This window comes from Williamsia sp. 1138 (assembly GCF_002095435.2).
GTDB lineage: Bacteria > Actinomycetota > Actinomycetes > Mycobacteriales > Mycobacteriaceae > Williamsia.
On record NZ_MJEJ02000018.1, the window covers coordinates 1 to 15,972 of the forward strand.

At 65.6% G+C, this 15,972-nt stretch carries 12 protein-coding genes; 7 read left to right on the forward strand and 5 right to left on the reverse strand.

Translation table 11 applies throughout. The features are described from left to right. Positions 1-218: 218 nt before the first annotated feature. A complete protein-coding gene (gene clpB, locus BH683_RS01525; RefSeq protein ID WP_084834506.1) occupies positions 219-2,771 on the forward strand; it encodes an ATP-dependent chaperone ClpB in 2,553 nt (850 codons plus the stop codon). A 78-nt stretch (positions 2,772-2,849) separates the two neighbouring features. Here the strand turns inward: clpB and BH683_RS01530 are convergent, their stop codons facing one another. From BH683_RS01530 to BH683_RS01545, 4 genes are all read right to left on the reverse strand, one after another. Beyond that, on the reverse strand, positions 2,850-3,539 hold the full coding sequence (locus BH683_RS01530) for a GPP34 family phosphoprotein (RefSeq protein WP_084834507.1): 690 nt from the start codon (positions 3,537-3,539) through the stop codon (positions 2,850-2,852). Continuing rightward, entirely contained in the window at positions 3,539-3,946 is a 408-nt protein-coding gene (locus tag BH683_RS01535) for a cupin domain-containing protein (RefSeq protein WP_084834536.1), read from the reverse strand. The genes BH683_RS01530 and BH683_RS01535 overlap by 1 nt, the downstream gene beginning before the upstream one ends. A gap of 30 nt (positions 3,947-3,976) precedes the next feature. Continuing rightward, positions 3,977-4,792, reverse strand: coding sequence for a MerR family transcriptional regulator (locus tag BH683_RS01540; RefSeq protein WP_168186940.1), 816 nt, complete (start codon positions 4,790-4,792; stop codon positions 3,977-3,979). Between the two features lie 216 nt (positions 4,793-5,008). Next, complete coding sequence (locus BH683_RS01545) at positions 5,009-6,550, reverse strand: MFS transporter (RefSeq protein WP_084834509.1); 1,542 nt, start codon at positions 6,548-6,550, stop codon at positions 5,009-5,011. A 151-nt stretch (positions 6,551-6,701) separates the two neighbouring features. Between BH683_RS01545 and BH683_RS01550 the strand changes: the two genes are divergently transcribed. Next, a complete protein-coding gene (locus BH683_RS01550; RefSeq protein WP_307796781.1) occupies positions 6,702-7,352 on the forward strand; it encodes a TetR family transcriptional regulator in 651 nt (216 codons plus the stop codon). Between the two features lie 9 nt (positions 7,353-7,361). Here the strand turns inward: BH683_RS01550 and BH683_RS01555 are convergent, their stop codons facing one another. Then, complete coding sequence (locus BH683_RS01555; protein WP_084834511.1) at positions 7,362-8,429, reverse strand: M48 family metallopeptidase; 1,068 nt, start codon at positions 8,427-8,429, stop codon at positions 7,362-7,364. A gap of 175 nt (positions 8,430-8,604) precedes the next feature. On the opposite strand from BH683_RS01555, the gene BH683_RS01560 reads away from it, so the two are divergent. The 5 genes from BH683_RS01560 to BH683_RS01580 are packed head-to-tail and all read left to right on the forward strand — an operon-like array spanning position 8,605 to position 15,969. Next, on the forward strand, positions 8,605-9,924 hold the full coding sequence (locus BH683_RS01560) for an SWIM zinc finger family protein (RefSeq protein ID WP_084834512.1): 1,320 nt from the start codon (positions 8,605-8,607) through the stop codon (positions 9,922-9,924). After that, positions 9,921-11,420, forward strand: a complete 1,500-nt coding sequence (locus tag BH683_RS01565; RefSeq protein ID WP_084834513.1) for a DUF5691 domain-containing protein — start codon at positions 9,921-9,923, stop codon at positions 11,418-11,420. Before BH683_RS01560 ends, BH683_RS01565 begins: the two co-directional genes overlap by 4 nt. Continuing rightward, positions 11,407-12,501 carry an AAA family ATPase gene (locus BH683_RS01570; protein ID WP_084834514.1) on the forward strand — a complete coding sequence of 365 codons (1,095 nt, stop codon included), beginning with the start codon at positions 11,407-11,409 and terminating at the stop codon, positions 12,499-12,501. The genes BH683_RS01565 and BH683_RS01570 overlap by 14 nt, the downstream gene beginning before the upstream one ends. After that, complete coding sequence (locus tag BH683_RS01575; RefSeq protein WP_246833136.1) at positions 12,498-14,801, forward strand: DUF5682 family protein; 2,304 nt, start codon at positions 12,498-12,500, stop codon at positions 14,799-14,801. Before BH683_RS01570 ends, BH683_RS01575 begins: the two co-directional genes overlap by 4 nt. Continuing rightward, on the forward strand, positions 14,794-15,969 hold the full coding sequence (locus BH683_RS01580; RefSeq protein ID WP_084834516.1) for a VWA domain-containing protein: 1,176 nt from the start codon (positions 14,794-14,796) through the stop codon (positions 15,967-15,969). Before BH683_RS01575 ends, BH683_RS01580 begins: the two co-directional genes overlap by 8 nt. Positions 15,970-15,972: the final 3 nt, after the last annotated feature.

The following is a 15,972-nucleotide window of genomic DNA, read 5'->3' on the forward strand; positions in this document are numbered from 1 at the left end:
GCCGAACAGGCCGAACAATCGAAAAACCCACACCTGTCTCAGACAGGTTGACAACTTCCGTGCGACGTGTGCATATGACTCAAGCGTGTGCATGTGTAGAAATTCTCAGATTTCTCTAGTTGAGCGGAACAGACTCAACTCTTTGTGCGTTACACCTTCTGAACGGGCACAATGAGGCCCGTACCTACTTGTTCTAGACCCAGAAGGAAGGTGCACGAGTGGACAGTTTCAACCCCACCACCAAGTCGCAGGCGGCTTTGTCGTCGGCGATCCAAGCGGCGGCCGCAGCCGGTAACCCGGACGTTCGGCCTGCTCACGTACTCGTCGCGCTGCTCGATCAATCTGACGGGATCGCTTCGCCGCTGCTCAAGGCGGTCGGCGTTGATCCTGCTCAGACCCGTGCAGCAGCGCAACAGCTCGTCGATCGGATGCCCAAGGCGTCCGGTGCGAGCTCGACCCCGCAGCTCAGTCGGGAGTCGATCACGGCGATCTCCGCAGCGCAGCAACTGGCCGGTGAACTCGACGACGAGTTCGTCTCGACCGAGCATCTCGTTGTCGGTCTGGCGACCGGCGACTCCGACGTCGCGAAGTTGTTGGCTGATGTCGGTGCTACTCCCCAGGCCCTGCGGGAGGCGTTCGTCGCCGTCCGCGGTAGCGCTCGCGTGACCTCGGCCGACCCGGAGAACACCTATCAGGCGTTGGAGAAGTACTCCACCGACCTGACCGCTGCCGCCCGCGAAGGCAAGCTCGATCCGGTCATCGGCCGCGACACCGAGATCCGTCGCGTCGTCCAGGTGCTCAGTCGTCGAACGAAGAACAACCCGGTGCTCATCGGTGAGCCCGGCGTCGGCAAGACCGCCATCGTCGAAGGGCTGGCCCAGCGGATCATCGCGGGCGATGTCCCCGAGAGCCTGCGCGGAAAGACCGTCGTCTCCCTCGACATGGGATCGATGGTCGCCGGTGCGAAGTACCGCGGTGAGTTCGAGGAGCGGCTCAAGGCCGTCCTCGAGGAGATCAAAGGCTCTGCCGGGCAGGTCATCACGTTCATCGACGAGCTGCACACCATCGTGGGTGCCGGCGCGACCGGTGATTCGGCGATGGATGCCGGCAACATGATCAAGCCGATGCTCGCCCGTGGTGAGCTGCGGCTGGTCGGTGCCACGACCCTCAGTGAGTATCGCCAGTACATCGAGAAGGATGCGGCTCTCGAACGTCGGTTCCAGCAGGTGTACGTCGGTGAGCCGTCGGTCGAAGACGCTGTCGGGATCCTGCGTGGCCTCAAGGATCGTTACGAGGTCCATCACGGCGTCCGCATCACGGACTCCGCGCTGGTGGCTGCCGCGACCCTGAGTGACCGTTACATCACGTCTCGGTTCCTCCCTGACAAGGCCATCGACCTGGTCGATGAGGCCGCGTCGCGGCTCCGTATGGAGATCGATTCGCGTCCAGTCGAAGTCGACGAGGTCGAACGTATCGTTCGCCGACTCGAGGTCGAAGAGGTCGCCTTGGAAAAGGAGACCGACGAGGCATCGAAGGTCCGCCTCGACAAGCTCCGCTCGGAGCTCGCCGACCAGCGAGAGAAGCTGAACGAGCTCTCGGCTCGCTGGCAGTCCGAGAAGAACGCCATCAACTCGGTGCGCGACCTCAAGGAACGTCTGGAACACCTCCGTGGTGAGTCCGAACGCGCAGAACGCGACGGTGATCTCGGTCGTGCCGCCGAGTTGCGTTACGGCCAGATCCCCACGCTGGAAAAGGAACTCGAGGTGGCTGCGGCCAAGTCGGGTGCCACCGGTGGCGGCGATGTGATGCTGCAGGAAGAGGTCGGACCCGACGACGTGGCCCAGGTGGTCTCGTCGTGGACCGGCATTCCATCGGGACGCATGCTCGAGGGTGAAACCGCGAAGCTGCTCCGGATGGAAGACGAACTCGGCTCCCGCGTCATCGGTCAAAAGCTAGCCGTGCAAGCGGTGTCGGATGCGGTGCGTCGCGCCCGGGCCGGTGTTGCCGACCCGAACCGGCCACTGGGATCGTTCCTGTTCCTCGGCCCGACCGGTGTCGGTAAGACGGAGCTGGCCAAGGCTCTTGCAGAGTTCTTGTTCGACGACGAGCACGCCATGGTTCGCATCGACATGAGCGAGTACGGCGAGAAGCACAGCGTCGCACGGCTCGTGGGTGCACCTCCGGGCTACGTCGGATACGAATCCGGCGGCCAGCTGACCGAGGCCGTACGGCGTCGCCCTTACACGGTGGTGCTGTTCGACGAGGTCGAGAAGGCACACCCGGACGTCTTCGACATCCTGCTCCAGGTCCTCGACGAGGGTCGGCTGACCGATGGTCAGGGCCGGACGGTGGACTTCCGTAACACCATCCTGATCCTCACCTCCAACCTCGGTGCCGGAGGTGACAAGGACCAGGTCATGAACGCGGTCCGGATGGCCTTCAAGCCGGAGTTCATCAACCGCCTCGACGATGTCGTGGTGTTCGATGCGCTCACTCCGGACGAGCTGGTGTCGATCGTCGACATCCAGATCGGTCAGCTGGGCAAGCGCCTCGCGCAGCGTCGACTGACTCTCGATGTGTCCGACGACGCCAAGAAGTGGCTCGCCACACGTGGTTTCGACGCGCTGTATGGCGCCCGGCCATTGCGGCGCCTCGTCCAGCAGGCCATCGGCGACCAGCTCGCCCGAGCTCTGCTGGCAGGCAAGATCACCGACGGCGACACGGTCGCGGTGACCACGAGCGACGACGGCGAAACACTTGTCGTTGGATAACTGCTGAGAAATAACTGCTGAAACAAGAACCCCGGCACCTCATCGGTGCCGGGGTTCTTGCTGCGCGGGTGAAGTCGCTCAACCTTTGATGAGTCCGACAGCCACCATTGAATTGACGACGCTCGCCGCGACAGTCCGAGCGACCGCGACACCGACAGCATCGGCGCCCCATTCGCCACGCTCGAGTTCCTTGCCACGCGTGTACACATCACCCGACCACGGGATGTCGCGATAGAAGGTGGGGAGCGTGCCGCTCGCCGACAGCAATGCTCCGAGCGCTGCGATCCGGGGCTGCGGGCTCACTCCATCGACAAAGACCGCCCGAACCTGCGCCAACAAGTCACTGCGTCGTCTCCCGTCGCCCTCGCGCAACGACGTTGTGGTGAACAGCCGCAACCTCTTCTTGCGTTCGGCAACGATGTACCCGCGTTCGACCAACCGGTCGAGGACGATCGGTCGCAGCGTCGGACCGATGGACGCCAGGAGGGTCTGCGGGTCCCGCGGCTTCTCCGCGATTCGGTTCCACGCCGACCTGAGCAGCGGGTCTGTCGGAGGGGTGTCCTCGACAGCGCTGACGAGACTCCCACGCAGGCCACCCCGGTTCTCGATGGCGATCTGATTGGTGAAGGCGAGTTCGGTCAGAACCGCACCACCGAGAACATAGAACAGGGTGCCTTCGCCGGCGATCGTCCCGGATCGGGGGTCGAACAGCAGCAACAGGAGGTCTTCGGCGATCAGCGGATCCTTGGACGAATTCGGCGTGCTCATCAAGCGTTCGGCGCTTGGTTGTATTCGTCATCGGTGACCGGGGACAGCCACTCGACAGCGGCGTTGTCGTCGTCGGCCTCGTTGATGGCCAGGTGCACCATCAGCCTCGTCGGTGCGGCGCCATGCCAATGCTCTTCGTCGGCCTCGAACAACACCCGGTCACCGGGCCTGATGACCTCGACGGGTCCACCCCGGCGCTGGCACAACCCGACTCCTTCTGTCACGAACACGGATTGACTGAGCGCGTGACGGTGCCAATGTGTGCGGGCGCCGGGCATGAAGTGAACGAGATTGGCTGACACCCGTGACGGCGCCGGAGCGGCTGCCACCGCGTCGATGTACACGTCCCCGGTGAACCAGTCCTGCGGGCCTTTGGCGGTGTCGATCGAGCTGCGAACTATGTGCATGCTCTCCATTGTCCTCGCGTTCGAGGGTGTTCAACGCACGAAGTCGACCTGCACCTCGGTGACCCAGTCCGCCTGATCGTCGGACATCTCCAGATAGATCTCCCGGGCCTGACCGTTCAGGGCGAAACCTTGCTCGGACACCCAGCGGTTGAGCTCCTGATACGTCGAGTCGATGGAGTCCATCGAACCCCGATGGATCATCGATGCGACCTCACCGCCGGGGATGTCGAAGGTGTCGAGCCCGGTCACCGGTCCGGACGCCACGGGGAAGGTCGCATGCACCCAGACCGCGTCCTCGGATTGCTCGGGTGCGGGGGAGTAGAAGGCCACGCTGGGGCCGACCGGGGTGACTGCGGTGGCCCCGAAGGCGGCCATGATCTGCGGGTAGAGCGACTGGATGACGGGTCCGATGTCGTCGCTGGTCTGGCTGGAAGCAAGGGCTCGTAGCCCGACGTTCTTGATCGGGTCGACGGTTTTCGTCAGAACGGTGGGTGCGGACATGTCTGTCTCCATTTCGATGAGTCGGAGTCTCGCTTCCACCTGGGCGAGCCGGTACTGGTCGTGGCGGATCTGGGACTGGATCTCCGCGTGGCGCAGGCGCAACATCGCTCGCAGATCTGACCCGGTGAGTTCGTCGTCTACGATCCGCCGCACCTCTTCGAGGCGCAGGCCCAGGTCTTTGAGTGCGACGACGCGGTTGAGCCGCTGCAGCTGGGACACCTCGTAGTACCGGTAACCCGTATGAGGGTCCGTGCGCTGGGGTGTCAGCAGTCCGATCGAGTCATAGTGCCGCAACATCCGGACCGATACCCGGCCCAGTTTGGCGAAATCTCCGATGGTGATCATTGCGCTCTCTATGTTGCGGTCTCACACAGTGTCAGGGTCAAGCGTGCCGCATCCGAATGTGGTCGACAAGGGCACGCTCGACCGAAACAAAGGCCCGGTCAACGGCTTTAAGAGCCCGGTCGGCGTCTGGAAGGGCACGGTCGGCGGGGTAGGGCCGGGAGCGCCAAAAACCGGGCCGCACCATCAAGGTGCGACCCGGTTCTCCGGCCGAAATGATCAGGCAGCTACATGGGCTGCGTTCTGGGTTTCGTCACCGAGTGCGTGACGATTCATCCGGATCATGAACACGGTGACCGCCAGGGCCAGGGCCATGAAGCCGGCGCCCCAGTAGAACGCCACGTCGTAGCTGTGGATACTGGCCGCCATGAACGCCGCGGGATCGGCCGGTACCGGCGTGCCGTCCGCACCTGCGGTCATCGCACTACCCGAGCTGTTCGAGAAGACCTGCGCGACAATCGTGCTCAGCAGCGCAACACCCACCGAGCCGCCGACCTGCTGTGCGGTGTTGACCAGCGCGCTGGCGACTCCGGAGTCCTTCTCGTCGATCTGGTGCAGAGCGACTGCCTGCATGGAGACGAACACCAGACCCATGCCGAGGGCGATCAGGAGTTCACTGGGCAAGACGTGGGCGAGCCACGTCGAATCCGAATCCAGTTGTGCGAGGTACAGATATCCGAGGACGCCAGAAATGGTGCCGGCAATCATCAGGGGTCGCGGACCGAAGCGCGGCAGGAGTGAACTGGCCGACGCGGCTGAGACGATCAGCGCAATGGGGAACGGCAGGAACAGGATTCCGGCCCGTAGCGGCGTCTCGCCCAGGGTGTTCTGGAAGTAGTAGCTCAGGAACAGGAACATCGCGAACATGGCGGTCGGGATGATGAAGGCCACCAGGTAGGCGCCACCGCGGTTCAGCTCACCGGGTATCCGCAATGGGAGAAGTGGGTGCGTGGTTCGCAGCTCGATCGCGACGAATGCTGCCAGTAGTGTTGCGCCGGCAACGAACAGCATGATGGTCGATGCCGCGCCCCAACCTGATTCGGCGGCTTTGGTGAAGGCATAGACAATGCTGATCAGGCCCAGCGTGACGGTGACGGCGCCGGGGATGTCGTAACCGCCGGTTCGTTTGGTCGGTATGTCCTTGATCACGAGCCACAGGCCACCGATGGCAGCGATGATCGCGATCGGGGTGTTGACCAGCAGGGTCCAACGCCAGGACATGTACTCGGTGAGCGCGCCGCCGGCGATCAATCCGATCGCCGCGCCGCCACCCGAAACTGCTGCGTAGACGGCAAAGGCGCGCGCCCGCTCACGATGCTCGGTGAACGTGACGGTGATCAGGGAGAGCGCGGCAGGCGCGAGCATCGCTGCGAACACGCCTTGGAGAGCGCGACCTGCGAAGAACGACATCTGGTCCCAGGCGAACCCGGCCATGGCGGAGGACGCCGCGAAGCCGGCGAGGCCGATCAGGAACATGCGGCGCCGGCCCAGGTAGTCGGCCATGCGTCCACCGAGAAGCAGTAGCCCGCCGAACAGCAGCGTGTAGGCGGTGAGCGCCCACTGCCTGTTGGCGTCGGAGATGTCCAGGTCGACCTGGGCGTAAGGAAGGGCGATGGTGATGATGCTGGCGTCGAGAACCACCATGAGCTGGGCGAGGGCGATGATCCCCAGTGCCCACCAACGGCGTGAGTCGCCGGTCGATGTCGGTGCGGTGTCGCGATCAGGTGAGTCCTGCGCGATGACGGTTTGGGGTGAAGCCACGAGATCCTCAAATCTGGAAGAGGGTGGATAACGAATCGATCTGTCACCGATAGTGGCAGAGTCAGACAGAAGTCGTCAAGCGACAAAATGCTGATTCGGACATTTGGCGCAGAGGGCAGCTATTTGGTCGAAGCGGAGTTATCATGTGGACGTGAGCATCGCGGAAATCGGAACAGGCCAGGTCAAGGCAGGTCTCCGTGAACGGAAGAAGCTTCAGACGCGCGACCGGCTGATCGCCGCCGCGCTGGAGCTGTGTGACCAGCAAGGCTTCGACGCAACGACCGTCGAGCAGATCTCGGATGCCGCCGACATCTCTCCGCGAACGTTCAATCGCTACTTCGCCACCAAAGAGGACGTCGTTCTCGCCCCGATCGAGGACATGATCGCCTCGATGGCGAACTCCCTCGAGGCGCAGCCGCACACCGACAACCACATCGAGGCGCTGGTCAATGCCCAAGTCCAGATCTTCGGTGGCCGGTGTCCGACCGGAAGTGTCGATCTCACCCGATTCGAGACGATGAATCGCATCATCCAGAATGCCCCGTCGGTGAATGCCCGCAGTATCGAATTGGGCGACAAGAAAATGCGGAGCATCACCGACCTGGTAGCCAAGCGGATGGGCGAGTCCGCAGACGACCCGGCGGTGCGGGTGACGGTCTCGGTCTACATGGCCCTGATGCACATCTCGATGGATACGTGGCGATGTGACCAGGACGGGTCGGTCCCCGCCGACACCGCCGTTGCCGCCGACACCCTCAGGGCGACGTACGAGACATTCCGCGAGATCGCCAAGACCGTCTGAGGTCGCAGTTCAGTTGTTGTCGTCGTACTTGTTCTTGGAGTTCGTTCGCCAGTCGGAGAACTTGCGGTTGACGCTCTCTGCCACATCCGAGGCAGCTTGACCGACGCCGTCGACCACCCCTCCGAGCCCGTCGCGGATCCCCTTGATCAACGGATCTTCGGACTCGTCGAAGTTGTCGCGGTACGCCTTTCGCGCCGCGCCGATATCGTCGGCGACCTTGGCGCTGTCGTCGTCCTCACGCCGCGGGTAGAGGCCGGCTACGATCTTTCCGTAACCACCGCGATCCACCCAGCGGTTGAGCTCTGCAGCTCGTAGCACCGAGAACGGGTGCGATTGCATCTCCAGGTTCAGCAACTTGAGGACGCCGTCGCGCAGGTCGCCGGTCCGCTCGTACTCCTTCGCCTGGGCGATGAACGCCTGGGTGTCCATCTGGTCGAGGTGTTTGCCGCCCGCCAGTTTCAGTTCCACGCGCAGTGCCACATCGAGGTCTTGGCTGCAGAGCAGTCCGGCGCGGTCGCCCGACAGCTCGGACTTGCGTTGCCACTCCATCAGTGCGGCGACGATCGCTCGCAACGCCCATCCGCCGAGCGGGATGAACCCGATCGACGCGGCGATCCGGGTCAGGTGCATCAACATCGTTCGGTACACCGCGTGCCCCGACAGTGCGTGTCCGAGTTCGTGCCCGATGACAAAGCGCAGCTCGTCGTGGTCCATCAGTTCGTACATGCCGGAGGTGACGACGATGAAGGGCTTGTCCATCCCGATGCAGACGGCGTTCACCAGCGGCGATTGGGAGATGTAGAGCTCAGGCTTGACCGGCGCGTCGAGGGTTCTCACGCACTCGTCGAGCAGAGCGTCGAGATCGGCGAATTGCCTGGGGCCCACCCGCGCAGAACTGGCGAGGTACAGCAGCCGGTGCTGACGTTCGCGGAGCAGCCCCGACAACGTCTTGAGGACCTGGTCGAAACCCTTGAGTCTGCGCAGGGCGGTCAGCGCGGTGCGATCGGCGGGGTGTTCCCACGCCCGCGAACTTATGCCCGGAAACGGGGCGCGCACGGATACGGGTACCTGGGTCATCGTCGCTGGTCCTCCCTGTGCCGGATGAGACTGGTGCCCGGCAACCCGATCAACCGTAGCGAAACCCGCGTTCACAGACCGCGAATGTAGTTCTTTCAGACGACCGAGCCGACGCCACCGACAGGCGTCCCCCTGGCCGGTGGGAGGTGTCGGTTCCCTGGGTTAGTTTAGGACCGTGGGGACACAGCGATGGCGGGCCGATCAGGTGTTGGCGCTGGCACCTGATGCGGGGTCCCAGGCAGCTGGTCGCAAGCTGGCCATCCCGACGCCGTGGTCGTCGACAGGCGCCGCGGACAACGTGGTGTGGGGACTGTGTACGGGCAGCGGCAGGAACCCTTATCAAACGATCGTCGACCTCAGCGGCCCCGCGTACAGGTGTTCGTGCCCGTCTCGGAAGTTCCCGTGCAAGCACGCACTCGGTCTGCTTCTGCTCTGGGCGGCCGGCGGCGTACCCGATGCCCCGGCAATCGCCGATTTCGCGAGGCCGTGGATCGACGAGCGCGCCGCGAAGGCTGCGGCTGCCCCGGTCGCCACCGAACGCGCCGAACCCAAGGATCCCGAGCGCGCGGCCCGAACCGCGGAGCAACGGGCGGTTCGGGTCGCAGGCGGACTCGACGAGTTCGAGATGTGGCTCTCCGACCAGGTTCGCGGCGGACTCGCAGGTGCGGAGGCCGACCCTTATCGCCGATTCGACCCGGTGGCCGCGCGACTCGTCGACGCCCAGGTGCCCGGGCTGGCCCGCCGGGTCCGGGAACTTCCCGCGCTGGTCACCGGAGCCCGGTGGCCGCAGCGGCTCCTCCGCGAACTGGCGATGCTCAGGCTGCTCGCTCGCGCACATCGGCGTATCGACGAACTCGACCCGGCGATGGCCGCCAATGTCCGCAGGCATCTGGGGTATCCGGTAGCGAAGGCCGATGTGCTGGCAACCGAGCCGGTGCTCGACACCTGGCAGATCGTCGCGGTGCGCGATCGCGACGACGAACAGCTGATCACCCGCCGGGTCTGGTTGTGGGGTCACACCACGGGCAGATGCGCGGTGGTGCTGTCGTTCTCGCCCAACGTTGCCGGCCTCGACGGCCGTTTGATCGCCGGGATGTCGTTTGCCGGGCCGGTGCACTTCTACCCGGGCACGCCCCCACTGCGTGCACTCGTACCCGACGGCGATCTGGGATTGCGAGCGGCGTCACCGGGAGCTGTGGCCGGGACAACGGTGCAGGCTGCTCTGGGCCGGCGTGCCGAAGCGATCGCCGAAGACCCTTGGCTGCTGAGCTTCCCGGTCGTCATCGCCGGTAGGCCGGCACTGGCACAGGGGCGCCGACTGCTCGTCGACGACGACGGTGTGTCGATCGACCTCGACACCACCGACGACCGCTGGTTCGCACTGCTGGCCGTATCGGGCGGACGTCGGGTGAAGGTGTTCGGTGAGCTCGGAACCGAGGGGTTGGACCCGGTTGCCACCGAAGCTCCCCAGGCGCAACGGATCGACGCAGCGTGAGCGGCTGGGACGAACTGGTCTCCGCTGCGACCGTCGGCGTCGGGGGCAAGGCCATCGATGTCCATGACCTCGACCCTGCGATCGCCGCTGCGGCCTCCCTGGTCGACCCCAAAGACCCAGTGGCAGCGGTTCTTTCGATCGCTGCGCTGGACACCATCGCCACGCGCGCGGGCGTGTTGGCCGGCCCAACGGCCCAGGTTCTGCCTCCCGCGCCGGACGATTTTGGCCGCGTAATGAGCGACCGCCTCACCGGGTTACTCGGGCAGGCGCTCGACTCCGGTGACGAGATGGCCACATGGGCGATAGAGGCGATGGCGGCCCGAGACCTGCGAGTTCCGGCGGAACTGATTCCGATGCTGTTGCAGCGCACCAAGCGTCAGGTCAGGATCCGGCCCGCCGTGGCGGTTCTGGTGGGCGCGCGGGGTCGGTGGCTCGTCGAGGTCAGCGACATCGCAGCAGTGTTGCCGCCCAAAGATCTCGGCATGCAACCCGAGGACGTCGATGCCGACGAGATCTGGTCATACGGCAGCACGCCCGCCCGCGTACAGGTGCTTCGTCGATGGCGATCTGAAGATGGCGCTGGAGCTCTGCAACGCCTGCAAGCGGTCTGGGCGACCGAACCCGGCGACGTACGGGCCGCACTGCTGGGGGCACTCGAGGTCGGACCGTCGCCGGCCGACGAGGCGTTCCTCGACCAGGCCCTCGACGATCGCAAAGGGTCGGTACGCGCCGCGGCAGCGCGACTGCTCAGCGACATCCCTGACTCCGGACTGCAGCAACGGATGATCGAACGGGCGCGGCATGTCCTGATCGCCTCCGGTCGCGGACGGCGACGTCGCCTGTCGCTGGTGTTGCCGGAGCGGGCTGACGAATCCGCTCGACGCGACGGCATCGATCCGACACCCCCGCGGGGCACCGGGCCGGGTGCATGGCTCGCCCGCCAGATCCTGCAGAACACGCCTCTGACGCTGTGGGAGAGCATGTTCGGTGAGCCGGCACAGATGCTGGTCGAGGCGGTGTCCGAGGATGATGCGGACACCGTGCTGGGTGCCTGGGGCGATGCCGCCGTCGCGCAGCGCAACGCGACGTGGGCAGGCGCCCTGTATCGGGCGCCGGGAGCCGATCCCGCGCTGATCGGAATCTTGGCTGAACCGAAGAGAAGCGAGGCGACGGTGTGGTGGCTCCGCAACCGTCGGCCGCCCGGAAACGTGTTGGCTCATGTTTCGGCGCCCTGGACCGATGAGGTGGCCGCGACAGCACTGAATGCGGTGTTACGCGAGTCGATCTCGCCGTCGTCGACCCCGCTCTGGAACTGGCGTGCCCTGGTCGATCAGCTACGCCTCGGGCTGCCCGTCGGGCCCGGGTATCGCTGGATCGAACAGATCGAGACGGTGCGTGACCGGATGAAAGGTGGCTGGCCGCAGTTGCTCGAACCACTCAAGTGGGCGCTGATCCTGCGCACCGCGATCACCGAGGAGATGCATGACGAATCCTGAACCGGACATCCTGCGCCCACATGCGGAGCAGCTGTACGCAGGTGAACTGGCAGCGCTCGCCGCAACAGACGACCGGTCCCGGCCGCAGCAGTGGAACCTGTCTCCGTCAGCGGTGGTGACGTACCTCCTCGGCGGGACGTTGAGCGATGGAACGGTCATCTCTCCCAAGTACATCGGTCCGAGGCGGCTGATGGAGGTCGCGGTCGCCACTCTCGCCACGGACCGGGCATTGCTGCTACTCGGCGTCCCCGGTACCGCGAAGACGTGGGTGTCCGAGCACCTCAGCGCGGCGATCAGCGGCCGCTCGACCCTGCTGATCCAGGGCACCGCGGGTACTCCTGAAGAGGCGATCCGCTATGGCTGGAACTACGCCCGGCTCCTCTCCGAGGGTCCGAGCGAGCAGGCGCTGGTGCCCTCTCCGGTGATGACCGCGATGAGCGAGGGCAAGATCGCCCGGATCGAAGAACTCACCCGCATCCCCTCCGACGTCCAGGACGCGCTGATCACGGTGCTGTCGGAGAAATCGCTGCCGATCCCCGAACTGGGCACCGAAGTGCAGGCCGCCAAGGGGTTCTCGGTGATCGCCACGGCGAACAATCGCGACCGCGGTGTCAACGAACTGTCGTCGGCATTGCGCCGGCGTTTCAACACCGTGGTGCTGCCGTTGCCGGCCACCGCCGACGAAGAGGTCTCGATCGTCACCCAGCGGGTGCAGGCACTCGGCCAGACGTTGGATCTGCCCGAGATCCCGAGCGCGTCGGAGGAGATCCGCCGCGTGGTCACGGTGTTCCGCGAATTGCGCTCGGGACTCACCGCCGACGGCCGCACCCGTGTGAAACAACCGTCGGGCACCTTGTCGACCGCTGAGGCGATCTCGGTGGTCACGCACGGGGTGGTGATGTCTGCGCACTTCGGTGACGGAGTCCTTCGGCCGTCCGACACCGCCGCGGGCATTCTCGGTGCCGTGGTCAAGGATCCGATCGCGGACGCCGTGGTGTGGACCGAATACCTGGAAGCGGTTGTGCGCGAGCGTAAGGACTGGGCCGACTTCTACCGGGCGTGCCGCGAGGTGGAACATTGACGGAGGTGTCCGTCCTGGGCGTACGGCATCACGGTCCGGGTTCGGCTCGCGGCGTCCTCGCCGAACTGGACCGGATCGATCCCGACATCATCCTGATCGAGGGTCCGGCGGATGCAGATCCGCTCGTCGGATTCGTGGGTGCAGCGGACATGACGCCGCCGGTCGCGATCCTCGCGTATGCCGTCGATCGTCCGGCTGTCGCAGCATTTTGGCCGTTCGCGGCCTTCTCTCCGGAGTGGCAGGCCATGCGATGGGCAAACGAATCGGATGTACCGGTGCGATTCTGCGATCTGCCCGCCGCCATGGTGCTCGCCCATGGTCTTCGCGGCGACCAGGATGCGACGGAGACCTCGGACGAGGACCCGACCCTCGACCTCGCCGAGCCCGACGGACTCGATGCGAGCGCACCTGTGCGGACCGATCCCATCGGCGTGCTCGCCGATGCCGCCGGCTATGACGATCCCGAACGCTGGTGGGACGATGTCATCGAAACTCGTTCCGACGGGGGAGGGTTCGAGGCCATCGCGGAGGCCATGGCCGCCCTGCGAGACGAGCTGCCACCGGTAGGTGATCAGGGCGATCGGCTCCACGAGCAGCGCCGCGAAGCGCAGATGCGGCAGGTGCTCCGAAAGGCGATCAAAGAACCCGGCGTGGAGCGGGTCGTGGTGGTCTGTGGCGCCTGGCATGCGCCGGCGCTGATGGGCAAGCTGCCGCCTGCGACGGGTGATGCCAAGCTACTGCGCGGCACACCCAAGGTCCGGGTGAAGCTTGCCTGGGTGCCGTGGACCCATTCGCGGCTGGCGTTCGCATCCGGATACGGCGCGGGGGTCCTCTCGCCAGGCTGGTACCACCATCTGTTCACGCAGCCGCAGGAGGTGATCACCCGTTGGCTGATCAAGGTTGCGCGCCTGTTGCGGGACAAAGACATTGCGATCTCCTCGGCGCACGTCATCGAGAGCGCGCGGTTGGCCGAAGCGCTCGCGACGTTGCGGCACCGTCCGCTGCCCGGGCTCGCCGAGGTCACCGAGGCCACCGAGGCGGTGATGTGCGACGGCGACGACTCCGTCATGGCGCTGATCAACGACGAGCTGGTGATCGGCGAACTACTCGGGTCCACGCCCGCCGACGCCCCGACAGTTCCACTCGAGGCAGATCTACGGGCAAGTGCGCGTTCGGCGCGGCTGAAGATCGACCCCATGGTCCGGCAACTCGTCCTGGATCTCCGCAAGCCCTCAGATCTGTCGAAATCAGTGCTGCTGCACCGCCTCGCATCGCTCGACATCGACTGGGGTGTGCCGGAGGATGTCACCGGGTCGGGCACCTTCAAGGAGGGCTGGCGTCTCGCGTGGAAGCCGGACTTCGCGATAGACATCGTCGTCGCGGCGGTGTGGGGCACCACCGTCGAGGCCGCAGCGACCAGCAGACTGATCGACCGCGCGACGACGGCAACGCGGCTGGCCCAGGTGACTGCGGTCCTCGAACAGGCACTGCTGGCCGACCTTCCGGACGCCGTCAGCCGGGTGCTCGGCGCTTTGCGCGATCGCGCGGCCATCGACCGCGACGTCGAGCACCTGATGAACGCGTTGCCTGCACTGTCGCGGGCGTTGCGCTACGGCGATGTTCGCGGCACCGATACCCGGGCGCTGGCCGAGGTCACCACGTCCCTGCTCGTCCGGGTGTGCGCCGGACTGCCCGCTGCCGTGACCGGGCTGGGCGCTGAGGCTGCCGCGGAGTTCCGGAAGCTGATCGATCAGGTGCAGGAGGTGACCGACCTCCTCGAGCAGGTCGGGATCGCCGGGGAGGAAGCAGCGACCTGGCGTGAAGTGCTGCGCGCACTGGCCGACCGGAGGGATCTGCACGGCGCCCTGGTCGGCCGAATCGTCCGCATCCTGCTGGACTCGCGCGAGATCGACGCCGATGATGCCGCCACCAGGTTGCACCGGGCGCTGTCGGTCGGCGCGGTCCCCGCCGACAAGGCGGCGTGGATCGACGGCTTCATCGGCGGGGGTGGGCTGCTGCTGGTCCACGACCGATCACTGCTCGCCGTCATCGACCACTGGCTCGCAGGTCTACCCGACGAGCAGTTCACCGAGTTGGTCCCGCTGTTGCGCCGCACCTTCAGCTTGTTCGAGGCGGGCATCCGCCGCAATATCGCGGAGTCGGTGAAGGGGATCGGAGGCGGGGTGATCGCGGTGGCAGCGCCTTCGCAGATCGATGCAGAACGCGCCGCGCCGGCCGTCGCCGTGGTCGCGAGTCTGCTCGGACTGCTGCCCGCAGCGGAGGGGAGTGCTGATGCCTGAACAACCCGAACCGGACCCGGTGGAGGACGCGCGGCTGCGACGGTGGCGGATGGTCGTCGGGACGCAGGCCGACGATGCGCTCGGCAGACCCGGCGGCGGGCAGATGCAGGAGATGGACCGCTCACTCGCTGCGCTGTACGAGGCGCCCAGTGGTCGCCGGGGCGGGCTGGGTGGCTCGGCGCCGTCGGTGGCCCGGTGGCTCGGCGACATCCGAAAGTATTTCCCGTCCAACGTCGTCCAGGTGATGCAACGCGACGCCGTGGACCGCCTGGGGATCGCCGCACTGCTCGCCGAACCCGAGCTGATGGACACCGTCGAGGCGAACATCGACATGGTCAGCACCCTGATCAGTCTGGGCAAGGCGATCCCCGAGACCTCACGAGCATCGGCCCGGACTCTCGTTCGCAAGGTCGTCGACGACGTGGAACGCCGGATCGCCGATCAGACCAGGGCGGCAATCACCGGCGCCCTCAATCGTGCCGCGACAACCCATCGGCCCAGACCTGCCGACATCGACTGGAATCGGACGATCGCCAAGAATCTCAAACACTATCTGCCCGAATACCGGACGATCGTCCCGCAGCAGCTGGTGGGGCACGGTCGTCGCTCGCAGCAGCTGGGTCGCGACGTCGTGGTGGCGATCGACCAGTCCGGGTCGATGGCGGCGTCGATCGTCTACGCCTCCATCTTCGGTTCGGTACTGGCCTCGATGCGCTCCATCCGCACGTCCCTGGTGCTCTTCGACACCGAAGTCGTCGATCTGACAGATGAATTGGACGATCCGGTGGACGTCCTGTTCGGTGCGACGCTCGGCGGTGGCACGGATATCAACCAGGCGATCGCCTACTGCCAGGGCCTGATCACCCGGCCGACCGAGTCGATCTTCGTCCTGATCTCCGACCTCTACGAAGGTGGTCTCCGCGACAAGATGCTGGCGCGGGTCGCCGCGATGACCGATGCCGGTATCACCGTCGTGGTGCTGCTGGCGTTGTCCGACGAGGGAGCGCCCGCCTTCGACCGTGATATCGCACTGGCGTTGGCCGACATGGGTATACCGGCGTTCGCCTGTACGCCCGACGCCTTTCCGGAACTGCTGGCGGTGGCGATCGGGCGCGGCGACATCACGGCCTGGGCGGCCTCGAAAGAACTCGAACAGCGCGGGATGTGAACG